The following is a 16,521-nucleotide window of genomic DNA, read 5'->3' as shown; positions in this document are numbered from 1 at the left end:
ACGGCGCCGATTTTGATCGGCTACGAGAAGTCGGGCGACGGTTAAGCCACGAAGAGCCGGCTTCGCCGTGCCGCGCGAACAGCCCAGGTCGGGCACAGGCATTGCAAGGCCGGGACTAGCGCGTCATCAACACCAACAAGCCTTGCATCAACGCCAACGGCGTCGGCGGACAGCCGGGAATCGTCGCATCGACCGGAATTACATTCGCCACCGCGCCGCAACTGGCGTAGGACACGCCGAACTCGCCGCCGCAAGTCGCGCAATCGCCGACCGCCACTACCCACTTAGGATCCGGCGTGGCCTGGTAGGTCCGGATCAACGCGGTCTGCATGTGCCGCGATACCGGCCCGGTCACCAACAATACATCGGCGTGGCGCGGCGAAGCGACGAAGTGAATCCCGAAGCGCTCGATGTCGTAATACGGGTTGTTCAGCGCGTGAATTTCCAACTCGCAGCCGTTGCAGGAACCGGCATCCACCTGACGAATCGCGATGCTGCCGGAAAACTTGCGGTCGACGTGGCGCTTGATTTCAATGCCCAGAGCCTCCAACTCCGCGTCCTTGGGCACGCTCACCCGCTCGGTGACGATGCCGGTGGTCAGGATTTTCTTAAACTGTTTCAGCATGGCCGCTACCTATAAGTCGTTGCCGGAATAGGAGCCGTTCACGGATTTGTTGCACACCGGAAAATCCGGCACGATGTTGTTCAACACCAATTTTTCCAGTGCCGGCCAGTTCAACTGACTGGGATCGCGCGGATAGAACCGGGCGATGCGGTTGCCGGCTTCGAAAGCCACGAAGCTGACGATCTCGCCGCGCCAGCCGTCGACGATGCCCAGGCCCCGGCTGCCGGCCGCCGGGATGTGCCACTCGCCGACCAGCGCGCCCGGCGCCAGCCGGTCGATAAACTGTTCGATCAGCTTCATCGAGGCGATGATTTCCTTATAACGCACCCAAAAACGCGAGGCGATATCGCCCTGATTTTCCAGCGCCACCTTGAAACCGACCGCGTCGTAGGGCGGATAGGCCGCATCGCGGCGCACATCGAAATCCTGACCGCTGGCCCTACCGACATAGCCGACGGTGCCGTAGGCGGCAGCGATATCCTCGGACAAAAATCCGGCGGTATATAGACGGTCTTCCAGCGACGAATTCAAATCCAGCGTGGTCATTAGATCGGCCAATTCGTCTCTGAGCTTGACGATACCGACGCGCATGGCTTGGCATTGCTCAGCCGACAAGTCCGATGTCACGCCGCCAGGAACGACGCAATCCATCATCAGCCGATGCCCGAACATCGCGGCCTGGGTGCGCAACCAGTCTTCGCGCAATCGGGTAAATTGGATTTGCGCGAACGTAAACGCCACGTCGTTGCAGATCGCGCCGATGTCGCCAAGATGATTGGCGACCCGCTCGCGTTCGGCCAGAATGCCGCGTATCAGCGCCGCGCGCGGCGGAATGTCGACACCGGCCGCCCGCTCCATCGCCATGCAGGCGGCCCAGGCGTGGCCGACGGTCGTATCGCCGGACACCCGGCCGGCCAACCTGGCCAAGCCTGGCGGATCGCGGCCCTCGGCGATTTTTTCGATGCCTTTATGGACGTAACCCAGGCGTTCTTCCAAGTTCAAAATCAATTCGCCGACCGCCTGAAAGCGGAAATGGCCGGGCTCGATGATACCGGCATGGACCGGGCCGACCGGGATTTCGTAGGTGCCGGCCCCGTGTGATTTAACGAAGGCATAATCCATGTCCGGCGGCGTCACGGTTTCCGGCCGGCCCTCGACCGGAAAATCCTTGCATAGCGGATGTTGGTGCTTGTCCCATGCCTTGTGGCGCGTCCAGGGCCGGTTATCCGGATGGCCGACGAACTGGATGCCGAACATATCCTGGGTGTGGCGCTCGCTGCGATTGGCGGCCGGATACACGCCGGCCTGACTGGGCACTTCCGGCTTTGCCGGACCCAGCTCGGTTTGCGCCCAAAGATAAACGCCGTGTTTTTCCAGCAATACATGCACGACAAAACCGGCCGCGCGTTGTTGGGCCCAGCCGGCCGACCAGCGCACGCTATCGGCTAGCGCCAGCTCGGCCAACGTGCGCCAATGTTCGGAAGCCACCCGCCAACGGGAAATGGCGTCGCCGGCGGCGTCCGATTCGACGGCGACGCCGGCCGCCGAGAGGGATGAGCGCAAGGCTTGGGTCCAATTCGGATTGCTCATAGCGGCACGCTCCCGGAAATCAACTGCGTGGCTTGCGAAAACCAATTCGCCAGAAAATCGGGAATTGCCAGACCCAACCACAATACCAGCGCCAGATGAATCATCACCGGCCACAGATTGGCTTTAATCGGCTGCTGGCCCTCGGGGCGCTCGCCGTAGACGATGGGTTGAATGTGGCGAAACAGCCCGGCGAAGGCAACGCCTATTCCCAGCAACAATACCGGCGCCAGCCACGGATAACTATGCATCGTCGCCACCAATACCAAAAACTCACTGGTGAACACGCCGAACGGCGGAAAGCCGGCAATCGCCACGGTACCGATCAACAGCCCCCAACCGATCTCGGGTTGAGTTTTGATCAAACCGCGAATTTTCTCCATCTGCTGGGTGCCCGCCAGTTGCGCGGCATGGCCCACTGTCACGAAGATCGCCGATTTGGTCAACGAATGCACCGTCATGTGCAGCAGCGCCGCGAAGGTCGCCGATGCGCCGCCCATGCCGAAGGCAAAGGTCATCACGCCCATGTGCTCTATCGACGAGTAACTGAACAAGCGCTTGATGTCTTTTTGCCGGTGCAAAAACAAGGCGGCCACCAAAAACGACAGCAAGCCGAATCCCATCATCAACAAACCGGCCATGTTGGTGTGGGTGGCGCCGTCCACCAGCATCTTATTGCGCACCACCGCGTACAAGGCGTCGTTGAGCAACAATCCGGACAACACCGCCGACATCGGCGTCGGGCCTTCGGAATGCGCATCCGGCAACCAGTTGTGCAAGGGCACCAAACCAATCTTGGTGCCGTAACCGATCAGCATGAACACGAAGGCCAGCTCCAAAATTTCCGGATTCAAGCGCGCGGCGTTGTCGAACAGCACCGACCACAGCAAGGCGTTATCGCCGTCGCCGATCTGCACCGCCGCGTAATACAGCAAAATCGTGCCGAACAAGGCCTGAGCGATACCGACCCCGCACAGAATGAAATATTTCCAGGCGGCTTCTATCGATTCCGGTGTGCGGTAAAGGCTGACCAATAATACGGTCGCCAGCGTCGCCCCCTCCATCGCCACCCACATCACCCCCATGTTGTTGGTGGTCAATACCAGATACATTGCCAGCATAAAGCCTTGATACATCGAGTAATACAGCTTCAGCCGCTTCTCGGTCAATTTACCCCGGTGCTTTTCGTGCTCCATGTAAGGCGCGGAAAAAATCGAGGTGGTCAAGCCGACAAAGGCGGTCAACACGATCAGATACACGTTGAACGAATCGACGATGAAGGCCTTGCCGGCCGACAGAATGGTGCCGTTGTTCAGCACATTGACCGCCAGCCAAATCGTCGCCAGCAACGTAACGGCGTTGAAGCGCACGTTGAGTTGGCCGGTTTCGCGCTGGTGACCGACAAACGCGAAAAACAGGATGCCAATCAGCGGAATCAACATGACCAGATAAGCGGCGATCATCGGTCCACCTCGTGCAAACGGTTCATGCGATCGACATCCAGCGAGTCGATGCTGGTGCTGATATGAAAGAAAAAGATCCCGAACAACACCGCCGCGACCAGCACGTCGAAGGCTATCCCCAATTCGACGACCATCGGCATGCCGCGCGTGGCCACGATGGCGGCGAAAAACAATCCGTTTTCGATGGACATGAAGCCGACCACGTGGGCAATCGCCTGGCGATGCGAAATCATCAACAACATCCCCAGCAGCACCACCGACAGGCTGACCGCCAATGCATTCAACATCACCGCCGACGAGGTCTGCACGATGGGATGCAGCACGTAATAGCTGAACACCATCAGCGCCGCGCCGCCCAGCATCACGAAGGTGTTGTTTTTCAAGGCCTCCACGTCGCGGTGCAGATTCAGCATCAGTACCTGCCGCCGCAGCATCCACGGAATGAACAACACCTTCAGCACCAAGGTCAACAGCGCGGAAATGTAAAGATGATGGCTATCCAGGCTGTAGGCCGCCAAAGCCGTGGTCAGCGTCAACAGCAAACCTTGCAGCGCGAACACGAAGATCAGCCGCAACAAACGCCCCTGCCCCAGCATCAGAAACGAGGTCAAACCGACCAGCGCGGCCATCGACAAAATCGCCTGGGTGTAAAAATCCTGTTGTTCGAGATTCATCAGCGCGCCGCCTCCAAGATGATGTGACTCAACATGCCCAGCAAACCCAGCAAGTAGGCGAAGCTGAGATATTCCTGCACCCGAAACAAGCGCATCTTCGCCACCAGGGTTTCCGAAATCGCCAAGCACACCGCCAACACCGCCAACTTGCCCGCAATCGCCAGCAAGCCGTAGCCAAGCGCCGGCAACGTCAATTCCCGCGCAATACCCCAAGGCGCGAAGATATTGGCGAGCAACACCCCGTACAACGCCAACTTCAACTGACTGGCCCACTCGATCAACGCCAAATGGCGGCCGCTGTATTCCAGGATCATCGCTTCGTGGATCATCGTCAGCTCCAGGTGAGTGGTCGGGTTGTCGACCGGAATCCGGCCGGTCTCGGCAATCGCCACCAGCATCAGCGCGAACATCGCGAACACGAAGGACGGCCTTAACACCAAGCCTTCGTAGAGTACATGTTCGATCGCCAGCGACAGATTGGTGGTCGATGCGGTCATCGTCAGCGTAAACACCGCCATCAGCATTGCCGGTTCGGCCAGCGACGAAATCGTCATTTCCCGCGACGCGCCCATGCCGCCGAACGCGGTCCCGATGTCGAGCGCGGCCAGCGCCAGAAAAAACCGGGCAAACGCAAAAAATCCGACCAACACAATCACGTCGGCGCTGGCCGAGGTCGGCAAGTCCACTGCAATCAACGGCACCACCGATGCGGCCAGCACCATCGCCGAAAACACGATATACGGTGTGTAGATGAATAGCCACGAAGCATGTTCGGCCACAACCGGCTGTTTACGGGTTAACTTAAGCAAATCGCGATAGGGTTGCAGCAAGGACGGCGCCCGGCGATTTTGCAAATGGCATTTGCACCATTTCAACCAACCGCTCAGTAGCGGCGCCAAGGCCACGAACAGCGAGGTTTGGAGCACGGCAACGAACCAGTTCATAGGCTGACCACCCACAACATCAAAATTAACGTAGCAAACGAGTAACCGAGATAAACCCGGATATTACCGGTCTGGATGCGGCCAACCAGCCTGGCCAGTTGATTGATGCCATGGGCAATGGGTAGATAGAGCCTGGGCCAGCTGTGATCCTGCACTTGCAGGCGATAATGGATGGCCGCGACCTCGATGTCACCCGCACCGTGCATGTCTTTGTCAATCTGCTCGTCGATCAACCAGACCTTGGCGAAGATGCGCCGGAACGGCATCGTAAACGCACTGCAACTGTATTGCATGCGCGCGTTCAATCCGCCGAAGCCGCAATCCCAAGCCGGCGCGCGGCGCATGGTTTTAGTTTCCGGATTGCGGCGCAGATACCAGAACGCCGCGCCGGACGCCAACAAAACGCTGATCAACACCAACAGCGGCGCGTAGGATGCCTGTTGATGCGACACCGGCGCCAGCCGCAACCAGCTCAGCGCGGTGTCGTTGGGCAAGGCTTGACCCAACAATTGCCTGGCCACCTGATTGAGTAAGTCGATGATGAAAGCCGGAAAAATCCCGATGAAAAAACATAAGCCAGCCAACAATTTCAAGGCCAACAGCATGCCGCGATCGTCCACTTCCTGGGCTTTTTCGGCGTTGCGCGAACGCGGCAACCCCAGGAAAATCATGCCGAACACTTTGACGAAGCAAGCCGCCGCCAAGGCCGCGGTCAACGCCAGGGCCGCCGCCGATACCGGTATCAGACTGCGCAATACGCCGTTTTCCAGCACGTCTACCTGCAGTGCGGTCTGGAAGGCCAGCCACTCCGACACAAAACCGTTGAACAGCGGCAGCGACGAGATACTCATGCAACCGATCAAGAACAGGAAACTGGTTTTGGGCAAGCGTTGGATCAGCCCGCCCATCGTATCGATATTCAAATCGTGAACCTGATGCTGCAGTATGCCGGCCCCTAAAAACAACAGGTTTTTGAACAAGGCGTGGTTGAAGGCATGAAATAAGGCCGCCAACAAACCCAAGGCCGCCAGTTGCGGAAAGCCGTTGGCCATGTAGATCACCGCCAAGCCCAGCACCATGAAGATAATGCCGATGTTTTCCACCGAACTGTAGGCCAGCAAGCGTTTCAGGTTGGGTTGCATCATCGCATAGAGAATGCCGCCCAAGGCCGAGATCGTGCCCAGCACCAACAGCACGACGCCCCATTGCCAATGCACGTCGCCCAGCAAATCGAAGCAAAACCGGATCAGTCCGTAGACGGCCACCTTCAGCATGACGCCGCTCATCAGCGCGGAAATATGCGACGGCGCGACCGGATGCGCTTCCGGCAACCAAACATGAATCGGCACGATGCCGGCCTTCATGCCGAAACCCAACAGGGCCAGCACGAAAGCCAAGGTCGCCCAATTCGAGGACAGTTGCGCTTGACGCAAGGCGTCGAAGGTAAAGCCGTCGGTAAAGGCCGCCAACACCCCAAATCCCAGAATGATGGCGAGCGCGCCGACCTCGGCCATCAGCAAATACAGAAAAGCGGCGCGGCGGTTGGCCGGGTGTTCGTGCTGAAACGCCACCAGGAAATAACTGGCGACCGACATCAGCTCCCAGGCGATCATGAAAAAGAAGGCGTCGTCCGCCAATAGAACCAACAACATACCGGCAACGAACAGACCGGTGAACAAGCCCAACACCGCGAACGGATGTTTTTCTTCCTGATAGGCTGTGACATAACCCGGCCCGTACAGGCTGACCGCGCCAACGGCGATGCCGATTATCAAGTAGAAGAAACCGGACAGACCGTCGAAACGTACATGCCAAGGCAACCACGGCAAGCCCAAGCCAATTCGGTCGGTGACCACCGAGGTTTGACCCAACAGCACCCACAAACCGGCCAGAATCGCGGCAACCCCCGCCGCTCCCAGCAGCCTAAATACCGTGGCTTTCATTAACACCGCGTACCGGCTCTCTTCCAACCAGGCATCGGCGCTAGGCCGCCATGGCCGCCCGCCCGGCAAACGCCCGAACGCGGCGTGGCCGAGCCGAAGCAGATCGGCGCGTCGGTTGACCAGCAGCGCCAACAGCCCGGACGCGAAACTCAACAGGACCGCGGCATAGGCCAGTATCAACGCCATGGGGCTGTCTCGCCGGTTTTAGCCGAATTCGCTTCCGAACTGTTCATCACCACACCTCGCCGATCTTGGATTACGACAGTTGCGCTCAGGCAATACCCGAGCCAATCGCGTTAACGCCCTTACAAAACAAGCGATCGAACCATCACCGTGCGCTTGATCGACTCTCCAGCGAAACTTTTGGTTGATTTCAACCGGCGCAATTGGTTGATCCGAACCAGTTTCACCACACTGAAGCAGTCTCCCCCCTGCCTAAGCAAAGCATCGGAACGACTTACGCCACACGGTCTGACGAACACTGTACGCCCACTTTCCGGTGTCAAGTGAGTTATCTCGCAAAGCGCCGATGCCGTTATTCACAGACGCCAACCGGCGCTGGATTTATTGTTTCATTACGCCGAAACGGTCGCGGAAGACAACAGAAACGACCGCCGGCACGGGATTCCAGTCCTTAGAGCCGGCGCATCGTTGACAAACGCGCCATTCGATTTCAACCCACTCCGGAGGTATGCGCGATGAGCCAGCCGATTTTGGAAAGATCGCGGACCGATGACACCCAGCACGGCGGCGGCTGCCCGTTTCACGCCGGCGTGACCGAGACGCCGGAACCGGCCGAACTGCGCCAGGACGATCTGCTGTTTCTGCCGATGCACAAACGCACGATTGCCCAATACGTCACCAACGAGAGCGGCGCCACCGAACTACGCCTTTATTACGAAGACAAGGAAATCAGCTTCGACGAACCCGAGTTGTTCGCATTCGGCGAAAACCTGGCCAAGCAAGCCAGCTTTCCAGCCAAAAGCGCCACCGGTTGGGGCCAGGGCTACGATTGGCCGGTGGTTAAGGATCTGCTTGAAGAGTTGATTCTACAAGGCATCCTGCAAACCACCAACCCGGCACCCGCCCCTAAAATGGCGCAAACCGGCGCCAACCACCTACTACCAACGGCTCCCGGTCAATCGCCGCGCACTTGGTTCGAATGCGAGGCCATCATGGCCGAACTGACCGGCCGACCGGTGGAATTGGGCTATCTGGAATTGATGATCCCGGTATTTCGGGTGGCTCATATCGCGATGGATAACGAAGGCCGCCAAGTCGGCGAATCCAACGTCTTCCCGAAACCGTTGCGCGTCGAAGTGCCGACCGAATGGACGACCTGCCCCTACCCCGGCAGCCGCTACCAAAACGAGCGGCCGATGAATTTGACCGCGCTGAAAAGCATGGGCCAGCATTGGTTGCCGGCGATGGCCGCCTTGCTGCAAATCCGCGAAGCCTATCTGCGGCGTTTTCCGGAAGCCCGCGCCGGCTGGACCGTCGGTCATTTGGAGCGATTATCGGCGCTGGTGCTGGCGGTTCCGGCCTACCAACTAATGAAAACCGCGCCCCGCGTCGCGAACGGCGAGTTGCATCCGGTGTTGTCATCGATGTACCGCGTCACCGACGGTGTGCGGATGACCACCCATCAAATGCTGTTCCTGCCGGTCGTCGAAACCACGCTCGCCCCGGACGCGCCGATGACAGCCCAAGGCATTTACGACTACGCCGAACGCAACTACGTGTTTCAGTCCGCGCACGGCGTTTGCGCCGGACCGCGCAAGATGATCGAAGAATTTTTGGGCGTGCTGGTCGACGGCACGACGCTGGCCGGCATGGACGACGTTCCGCAAGCCCCGGAGGTCGCGGCCGCGCTGGACGCATTGCCGGCGGCGTTGGATTACGGCCTGTACGGCTTGCAGGCCCACGCCATCGCTTTCTCGGTATGGCCGCTGATGAGCCGCCACTACGAAGAGCTGTGGACGATTTTGGATACCTGGCCGAACGTCGATTCCGAGCGATTTAACGCGTTCAAGGCGCTAGTGCAAACTCAGATCAAGCAGTTGCAATCCAAATCACTGATCGCCAGCGAAGCATGGCGGGCCGATCGGGAAAAGGTCTACGCCGACATGTATCAAAAAACCTGCGAAGGTCTGGGACTGACGGCGAATGCCGACAGCTTGGCCGAACGCATCGCGCCGCCGGCGCTTAGCGCCTATCACCGGATCGCCGAGGCGCAATTGCGCGGCATCTTGAGTACGCAATTCGGCCGGCCGGCCTACGAAGCGGCGGCGTTCGAGCGCTTGATTCGCTGCTTGATGAAGTATTTCCGCCGCGAGCAAGGCATTTTGGCCGCCGCCGAACAAACCCAGCAAGCGATCAATCGACTGCTCGGCCGCCCGCAACCCGAGCGCGAATTCTCGGCGGCGGATTTGAATATCTACAACCTGCTGCTCGGCGAAGTCCAGCGTATTCCGCACATCGGCGAAGTCTTCGAACAGTTGTTCCACGTTGAGATACGGGTGACCAAGAGCAACATCGACATTCGCGAGCACGGCTAGCCCGGCACGCGGCCTCGGCTAGGGATGGCCGAGCGCCTCTAACGATTATGTTCGCGTTAATCATGACAAGGATGCGCGACCGTCGCCTCGGGCATCGTTCGCCTGAACTCGGCCGGCAGGACGCTTAGCCATCGCCATCCGCGGCTACCGGGCCTGAGCGATCGATACCGGGGCGGCGGCGACGATTAACGCGAACATAGCCTTTCGGGTCGGCCTATCGAGTTGGGGCCGGACGCGCGGGCGGATCGGCCGGATGGTTTAACGGGGCGTCAACCCTATTCCGGCGTGGCGCCAGCGATTTTGAATATAGAGGATGGTCGGACCGCGCCGGCGCAGCGGATCGCGGGCGGTCAAACTCGAACCGGATCAGTCGGCATGGGGCCGGCGAATCGACGTGCGATGGGCACGGGTATAAAGAGGAGAGTGTCATGAAAGTAAAATCCAACATTCGTGCTGGTTTGGCTGTCAAATTGGGCAGTTCAGTCGGCGGCCGTTGCAGCGGCGGCATCGTACTGGCCTAAGCCAAAACCCTAGAGGGAAAAGGACGTCCCTCGCTTCTTGGCTCGGCCGGCCACCAGCCGGCCGAGCCAACCTTATTTTGAAACACTAATAACGCCCGGACCGGTTTCTCCAAACCCAAACCGCGGAATCAACGGCGAGATTGCAAGCCATCCTTCGTCACGGCAACCCGGTCTCGCAGGGGTTGCGATCCAAGCATTCCGGGACATGATCGAATAAACATCAAGAGGACTGTCATGTACCGCCACCTGTTTAGCGCACGCACCATCGAACCGGCCGCCCATTCCCGAGCCGCCAGGATTTTTCTGAACACCGCCTTGATAACCGGCCTGCTGGCCGGTGCCGGCGTCTCCGCCAATACCACCATCGTGCAAGCGCCGGCCGACGCTCGCTCCTTTGGCTTGGAATCCTTGCGTCTGGCCGTGCGACAAGACGGCGGCGCGCCGCTGCCGGAAGGACTGGACCGCTTCGTCAAGAACCGCGAAGCGGCCCTGCAACTGGGCAAGGCGCTGTTCTGGGACAGCCAAATCGGCAGCGACGGCGTGCAGGCCTGCGCCAGTTGCCATTTTCACGCCGGTGCCGACAGTCGCGCTAAAAATCAACTCAACCCCGGCTTTCTCGCGGTAGCCAATGCCAAAACCAATCCGATCGACGGTTTTGCCAACGCAAACAAAATCAATGCCGCCGATTTCGAAATCAAGGGCCCGAACGCCAGGTTAACCCGCCAGGACTTCCCGTTCGTCAAGACCATCGACAGCGTGGTCCAAGGCGCCAATAGCGCCATCGATCCCAGCACCGGTAACAGCAACGACATCGCCGGCTCGATGGGCATGTTGTACACCTTTTTCGACCACGTAAACCCCGGCCTCGCCGTCGATAGCGGCACGCCGGTCCAGGACCCGGTCTGGAACCTGTTCGGCAAGAAGAACGTGCGCCGCTCGGTCCCGCGCAACGCGCCGTCGGTGATCAACGCGGTGTTCAACTTCAGCAACTTCTGGGACGGCCGCGCCAATCCGCATTTCAACGGCCAGGACGGTTTCGGCGACCAAAATCCCAACGCCGCGATCGTCGTCAACACGCCGGACGGATTGGCCCTGGAACAAATCTCCCTAGCCCAGGCCAGTTTGGCGTCGCAGGCGATGGACCCGACCGTCAGCTTCGCGGAAATGTCGTTCGGCGACCCGCGTCAAAAATCAACCACCGACCCCAGCCTGCCTAACGGCCGCAGCTTTCCGGAAATCGGCAAAAAACTGTTGGCGGCATCCGCCGCGACCGGCAAACCCTTAACGCCGCTGGGACAGCAAGTCGTGCATCCCGAGGACTCGGTGCTGGGCGGCCTCGCCAAGGCGCCCTATCGCGGCCTGGATACGACTTACGCCGATTTGATCAAGGCCGCGTTTAACGACCAATATTGGGAATCCGACGAAGCCATCGAAGCGCCCGGCATCGTCTTCAACCAAATGGAATACAACTTCAGCCTGTTTTTCGGGCTGGCGGTGTCGCTGTACGAATCGACGTTGGTCGCCGACCGCAGTTATTTCGACGTCTGGATGGAAACCGGCCGCTTTAACGCAGGCTTCGGCGACAAGGAACTGGCCGGCTTGAATCTGTTCGTCAACCAGGGCCAGTGCGTGCAATGCCACGCCGGTCCGGAACTGACCAAAGCCTCGATCCGCGCCGCCAACCAGGGTAAAAACCTGATTCGGCCGATGACTATGGCCGACGGCAGCGCCCTTTACGATAGCGGCTTCTACAATATCGCGGTGACGCCAACCACCGACGACTTGGGCCGAGGCGGCTCCGACAATGCCAATCTACCGCTGGCGTTTGCTCGTCAGGCGCTGATGCAGCGCCGGAATTTCGAAGCCAATCAAGCCTTACCGGCCGGCGAGCCGCGAAAACCCGACCCGATTCCGTTCCCAATTCTGGGCAACGATGCGATTCCAGCGCTGAGCGAAGACGGCAACAGCGCGGTCTGCACGGATGCCAACCATAATCAGATCTGCGATCCCGACGAAATCCTCAACCGGGACTTTAAACGGGCGGCGGTCGATGGCGCTTTCAAAACCCCCGGCCTGCGCAACAGCCAATTGACCGGCCCCTACTTTCACAACGGCGGCGTCGCGACGTTACGGCAGGTGGTGCAGTTTTACAATCGCGGCGGCAACTTTTGCCACTTCAACGCGCCGGATCTCGCCCCCAACATCAAACCGCTGGGCTTGACCGACCTGCAAGAGGAAGAACTGGTCTCCTTTCTGGTGTCGTTGACCGACCAACGCGTGCGCTACCAAAAAGCGCCGTTCGACCATCCGGAACTGCGTCTGCCGATCGACGGCCGCCCCTACCAACCGCTGGCGAGAATCGGCGCGGTCGGCGCGAGCGGCTCCCACCACCCGCTGCCCACCTTCCTGGACCTGGACCCCAACGACGCGATCCTGACGCCGACGGGCAGTTGCGTATTGGAATAAACGGCAATCGCGGACAAGGCGTCAATGTCTTGGTACTGGAGCCCAGCGGCCAATTCGCCGTCGGCCGGCAAGCCGCTGATTTGAACCATCCCGATTTAATCGGCAATCAAAGCGCCCATTTCGTCGATACCCACGACCATTCGGTTCACGCCACGGCCGTGGGTAAGCAGGAAGGATTTAATCCTATTCGCCCCGGGACGAGCACTGACGTAAAAGACTTATAAATCAACGCCTAGCGAATAGAACAATGCTTGAATCAGCTGACTTCAGCCGATGTCATTGATTTGTCATTTTTATAAAATACGCTCTTTTGCACATCTTCATTCGGTTCGCTTATTCGCGCCAACATGCCCCTCGAAAAAATACTGCTCGTTCTTAGCGTTATGGCCCTGTCGGTACTGGGTTGGTACATCTACACGCCGCCTTACCATTCACCGCGCGAGTATCCGCCGCTAGCGGAAGCCGATCGGCAACGCATGGATTTGCAGTTGTTCAACGAGCTGGCGGTCAACGGTTCAAGGCCGCCGCTTTATACGGTCGAAAGGCGCCGGCAATTGATCCTGGACATGGCCAAACAAGGCTTCGAAGTAGCCGATCTGGCGTATCAACTGTTGAATATCGGCCCCACCGTTAATTCCGGTCGGCATTGGCTGATGCCGTGGGAGCGCTCGGCTTACCACCATTTGCGCAGGCTGGCCGACGCCGGCGACCCATCGGCGCAATGTTTGGCGGCGTTGGTGATCGCCCGCTGGGATTTGGACATGCGGAATTACGAACGTTATGTCGTGCAGGCGGCGAATGCCGGGCAGCCGTATTGCATTTTCTTGATGAGTGCGATTCTTAATCCCCCGGCAAAATACTGGCAACAAACACCTGTGGATGAGCGTAAAAGCGAGGAACTACGGGTTTTAGCTGCAAGAAAAGGAGTGGAGTGGGTTCAACTTTATTTGACGAGCTTACCGCTAAACGCGCGCAGCGGATGAACGTCATTGGCGCTTTGCTTTCATCGGGTCGATTAATGCTGACTAAGCTGTGGCAAAGCGTCAATGGTCTGTGGTTTTTTGGCTTTCTGATGGCATTGGTCCAACGCGTCAGCAAGCCATTGGTGGTGATTTTAGATAATGCGTCCATTCATACGGCCAAAAAACTGAAGCCGTATTGGGATTTGCTGGAAGAGAAAGGTATTCGATTTTATTTCCTGCCGCCCTATAGCCCTGAGTTGAATCGGATTGAATTGCTGTGGCATAAAATGAAATATGAATGGCTGCCATTCAAAACATTTATGCCGGATGAGCTTGAGCAGGCTATTGACGAAATTGGCCGAGGGTTTGGCTCACAATACACGCTAACTTTTTGCTAAGAGCTTATTCATTGCCATCTGCGTAATTGGTGTCCGCGACATGGCGTAAGGCCCTTTCGAACTGACGTCGGTTTTGATCGCTTCCTTCAGGTTAACGCTCAAACTTACAGTGAATGATCTTGGTGCGCGGCATCGTCACCGTTTAAGCGCCAAGGGTAGAGATTACAGGAGCTTATATATCTGCCCATTAGCAACAGCGCATACACCGTCCGCGCCATTGGTGCAGTTCTGGGACTGGCCGGTAATTTTCCGATAACGCAATAAAAAACCCGCCAAGCCTTATAGCTTGCGGGTTTCTGATCTTCCTTGAGTTTCTCTGAATCGAGAAATGGTGGCGACACCGGGAATCGAACCTGGAACCTCGGGGTTATGAATCCCGCGCTCTAACCGGTTGAGCTATGTCGCCACTGACATCAACTCAAGAGCCGCATAGTGTATGACAAGCTGGTTTTTGTGTCAAACGTTGAAACGGAAATGCATGACATCGCCGTCTTGCACCTTGTACTCTTTACCTTCCAAACGCCATTTTCCAGCATCCTTAGCGCCCTGTTCGCCATTGTAGCTGACAAAATCTTGATAAGAGATCACTTCGGCCCGGATGAAGCCTTTTTCGAAATCGGAGTGGATAACGCCCGCGGCTTGCGGCGCGGTCGCGTTCACGGGAATGGTCCAAGCGCGGACTTCCTTGACGCCGGCTGTAAAATAAGTGGACAAATTCAACAACTGATAGGCGGCGCGAACGACGCGATCCAGCCCTGGTTCATCCAAACCCAGATCCTGCAAAAACTCCTTTTTCTCTTCGTCTTCGAGCTGAGCGATCTCGGCTTCGATTGCTGCGCAGACCGCGACAACCGAGGAGCCTTCCTTTTCCGCGAATGCCCTGACTTGATCCAGCATCGGGTTATCGTCGAAACCGTCGTCCTGTACGTTGGCGATGTATAGAGTCGGCTTGATGGTGATCAAGCATAACTCCTTGATCAACTTGACTTCATCGTCACTCAAGCCGAGCGTGCGGACCGGCTCACCCCGATTCAATTGTTCCAACACCCGCTCCAACACTTCTTTTCGGGCCAATTCGTCTTTGTTTCCGGACTTGGCGATTTTCGCCGCTTTCTGCAATGCTTTTTCGACCGATGCCATATCGGCCAATGCCAATTCGGTATTGATCACCTCAATATCGCCAATCGGATCGACCTTGCCCGCCACGTGAATAACGTTGTCGTCTTCAAAGCATCTGACGACATGAACAATGGCATCGGTTTCGCGGATATTTCCCAGAAATTGGTTACCCAAGCCTTCGCCCTTGGACGCACCGGCCACCAGTCCGGCAATATCGACGAATTCTATCGTCGTCGGCAGTATGCGCTCGGGTTTGACGATTTCCGCCAGTTTATCCATGCGCGGATCGGGGACCGGGACCACGCCGACGTTGGGATCGATGGTGCAAAAGGGATAGTTTTCGGCGGCGATCGTGGCTTTGGTCAACGCATTGAATAAAGTCGATTTACCGACGTTGGGCAAGCCAACGATTCCGCAATGAAGTGCCATGGCAATAATTCAGCAGTGATGAGAGTCGATGAAACCCGGCGGGGCCGGAGTACGAAAAGCCCGGAATTATAGCAAGGAATGGGCCAGCAAACATCAGGACAAACGCGGTATCTCGATGCCAAATCTCCGGATGAAAGCCACTGGATTTAAGCGGTCGCCACGAAAACAATGACGGCAATAGCCGCCTAACGCTTAGTAGTTGTAATACCAACGCCCGGTGTCCCAGCGCCAGTGGTAGTTATATCCGCTAGACCAATAGTTATAGAAGGTCGAACGCCAGCGATCCCAATAGCGGTAGTTGCTTTGCAAGGTTTGCCGAGCTTGGGTAGCTTCCTTTAGCAGCGTACGCGCCTCTTTGTCGCCCTTGCTCGCGGTCATGCTCAGCCATTTTTCGGCCTCGCCGGGGTCCGACCCCATTTCGCCCAAGCCGGTCAAGTACAAACGTCCCAGCGCTTTCTGGGCTTCGAAATGCCCGCGCTCGCCGGCGCTGCGCATCCATTCCACGGATTTATGCGTATTTTGTTTGATGCCGTCACCGCGAAATAGCCGTAATGCTAAATCGTAGGCGGCGGAAGGGTCTTTTTCCGCGAGGGCTTCCAGATCGGCCATCCGCTGATTGGCGGCTTCCTCCTCCGGACTGCGTTTGGCCGGGTCGAAGCTTGCGTAATTCCTGGGCCGGTCGGCGCAACCGCTTTCGTCGCAAATGGTAACGGTGTTGACGTTTGCGACCGGCGGCGGCGTCTGCGTACACCCCGGCAAAGTCGCGATTTCCCATAGAATTGCTATCCAGAACGATGCTTTCATATTTGTCGGTCTCGTTATCGCGTTAGTT

General features: G+C 57.9%; 13 protein-coding genes and 1 tRNA gene. 5 read left to right on the top strand and 9 right to left on the bottom strand.

From position 1 onward, the window contains the following. Positions 1-115 precede the first annotated feature (115 nt). The 6 genes from BJL95_RS01865 to hyfB are packed head-to-tail and all read right to left on the bottom strand — an operon-like array spanning position 116 to position 7,422. Positions 116-625: an NADH-quinone oxidoreductase subunit B family protein gene (locus BJL95_RS01865; protein ID WP_071155047.1), complete on the bottom strand. Its 510-nt coding sequence runs from the start codon at positions 623-625 to the stop codon at positions 116-118. 9 nt (positions 626-634) lie between these two features. Then, positions 635-2,215 (bottom strand): NADH-quinone oxidoreductase subunit C, encoded by a 1,581-nt coding sequence (locus BJL95_RS01860; protein WP_071155046.1) that lies wholly within the window; start codon positions 2,213-2,215, stop codon positions 635-637. Beyond that, the gene (locus BJL95_RS01855) at positions 2,212-3,675 is read right to left on the bottom strand and encodes a hydrogenase 4 subunit F (RefSeq protein WP_071155045.1); all 1,464 of its coding nucleotides are present in this window, start codon (positions 3,673-3,675) and stop codon (positions 2,212-2,214) included. Before BJL95_RS01855 ends, BJL95_RS01860 begins: the two co-directional genes overlap by 4 nt. Beyond that, the gene (locus BJL95_RS01850) at positions 3,672-4,349 is read right to left on the bottom strand and encodes a hypothetical protein (protein WP_064029007.1); all 678 of its coding nucleotides are present in this window, start codon (positions 4,347-4,349) and stop codon (positions 3,672-3,674) included. Before BJL95_RS01850 ends, BJL95_RS01855 begins: the two co-directional genes overlap by 4 nt. Further along, positions 4,349-5,293 (bottom strand): respiratory chain complex I subunit 1 family protein, encoded by a 945-nt coding sequence (locus BJL95_RS01845; protein ID WP_071155044.1) that lies wholly within the window; start codon positions 5,291-5,293, stop codon positions 4,349-4,351. The genes BJL95_RS01850 and BJL95_RS01845 overlap by 1 nt, the downstream gene beginning before the upstream one ends. Continuing rightward, complete coding sequence (gene hyfB, locus BJL95_RS01840; RefSeq protein ID WP_071155043.1) at positions 5,290-7,422, bottom strand: hydrogenase 4 subunit B; 2,133 nt, start codon at positions 7,420-7,422, stop codon at positions 5,290-5,292. Before hyfB ends, BJL95_RS01845 begins: the two co-directional genes overlap by 4 nt. 512 nt (positions 7,423-7,934) lie before the next feature. Between hyfB and BJL95_RS01835 the strand changes: the two genes are divergently transcribed. The 5 genes from BJL95_RS01835 (at position 7,935) to BJL95_RS01815 (ending at position 14,141) form a co-directional block, all read left to right on the top strand. Then, positions 7,935-9,794, top strand: coding sequence for a hypothetical protein (locus tag BJL95_RS01835; RefSeq protein WP_071155042.1), 1,860 nt, complete (start codon positions 7,935-7,937; stop codon positions 9,792-9,794). A gap of 755 nt (positions 9,795-10,549) precedes the next feature. Next, on the top strand, positions 10,550-12,781 hold the full coding sequence (locus tag BJL95_RS01830) for a cytochrome-c peroxidase (RefSeq protein ID WP_071155041.1): 2,232 nt from the start codon (positions 10,550-10,552) through the stop codon (positions 12,779-12,781). Beyond that, the gene (locus BJL95_RS01825; RefSeq protein ID WP_139306084.1) at positions 12,766-13,005 is read left to right on the top strand and encodes a hypothetical protein; all 240 of its coding nucleotides are present in this window, start codon (positions 12,766-12,768) and stop codon (positions 13,003-13,005) included. Before BJL95_RS01830 ends, BJL95_RS01825 begins: the two co-directional genes overlap by 16 nt. 123 nt (positions 13,006-13,128) lie before the next feature. Next, a complete protein-coding gene (locus BJL95_RS01820; RefSeq protein WP_071155039.1) occupies positions 13,129-13,764 on the top strand; it encodes a hypothetical protein in 636 nt (211 codons plus the stop codon). Next, the gene (locus BJL95_RS01815) at positions 13,761-14,141 is read left to right on the top strand and encodes a transposase (protein ID WP_083385559.1); all 381 of its coding nucleotides are present in this window, start codon (positions 13,761-13,763) and stop codon (positions 14,139-14,141) included. Before BJL95_RS01820 ends, BJL95_RS01815 begins: the two co-directional genes overlap by 4 nt. A 329-nt stretch (positions 14,142-14,470) precedes the next feature. On the opposite strand, the gene BJL95_RS01810 is transcribed toward BJL95_RS01815, so the two are convergent. The 3 genes from BJL95_RS01810 to BJL95_RS01800 all read right to left on the bottom strand — a co-directional run bounded on the left by BJL95_RS01810 (position 14,471) and on the right by BJL95_RS01800 (position 16,493). Continuing rightward, positions 14,471-14,547 (bottom strand) — tRNA-Met (locus tag BJL95_RS01810). 50 nt (positions 14,548-14,597) lie between these two features. Further along, positions 14,598-15,689: a redox-regulated ATPase YchF gene (ychF, locus tag BJL95_RS01805; protein WP_071155038.1), complete on the bottom strand. Its 1,092-nt coding sequence runs from the start codon at positions 15,687-15,689 to the stop codon at positions 14,598-14,600. A 192-nt stretch (positions 15,690-15,881) separates the two neighbouring features. Beyond that, positions 15,882-16,493, bottom strand: a complete 612-nt coding sequence (locus tag BJL95_RS01800; protein WP_071155037.1) for a tetratricopeptide repeat protein — start codon at positions 16,491-16,493, stop codon at positions 15,882-15,884. Positions 16,494-16,521: the final 28 nt, after the last annotated feature.

The sequence above is a fragment of the Methylomonas sp. LWB genome, assembly GCF_001856095.1.
Classification (GTDB): Bacteria; Pseudomonadota; Gammaproteobacteria; order Methylococcales; family Methylomonadaceae; genus Methylomonas; species Methylomonas koyamae_A.
This window is presented reverse-complemented; position numbering and strand designations above follow the sequence as displayed.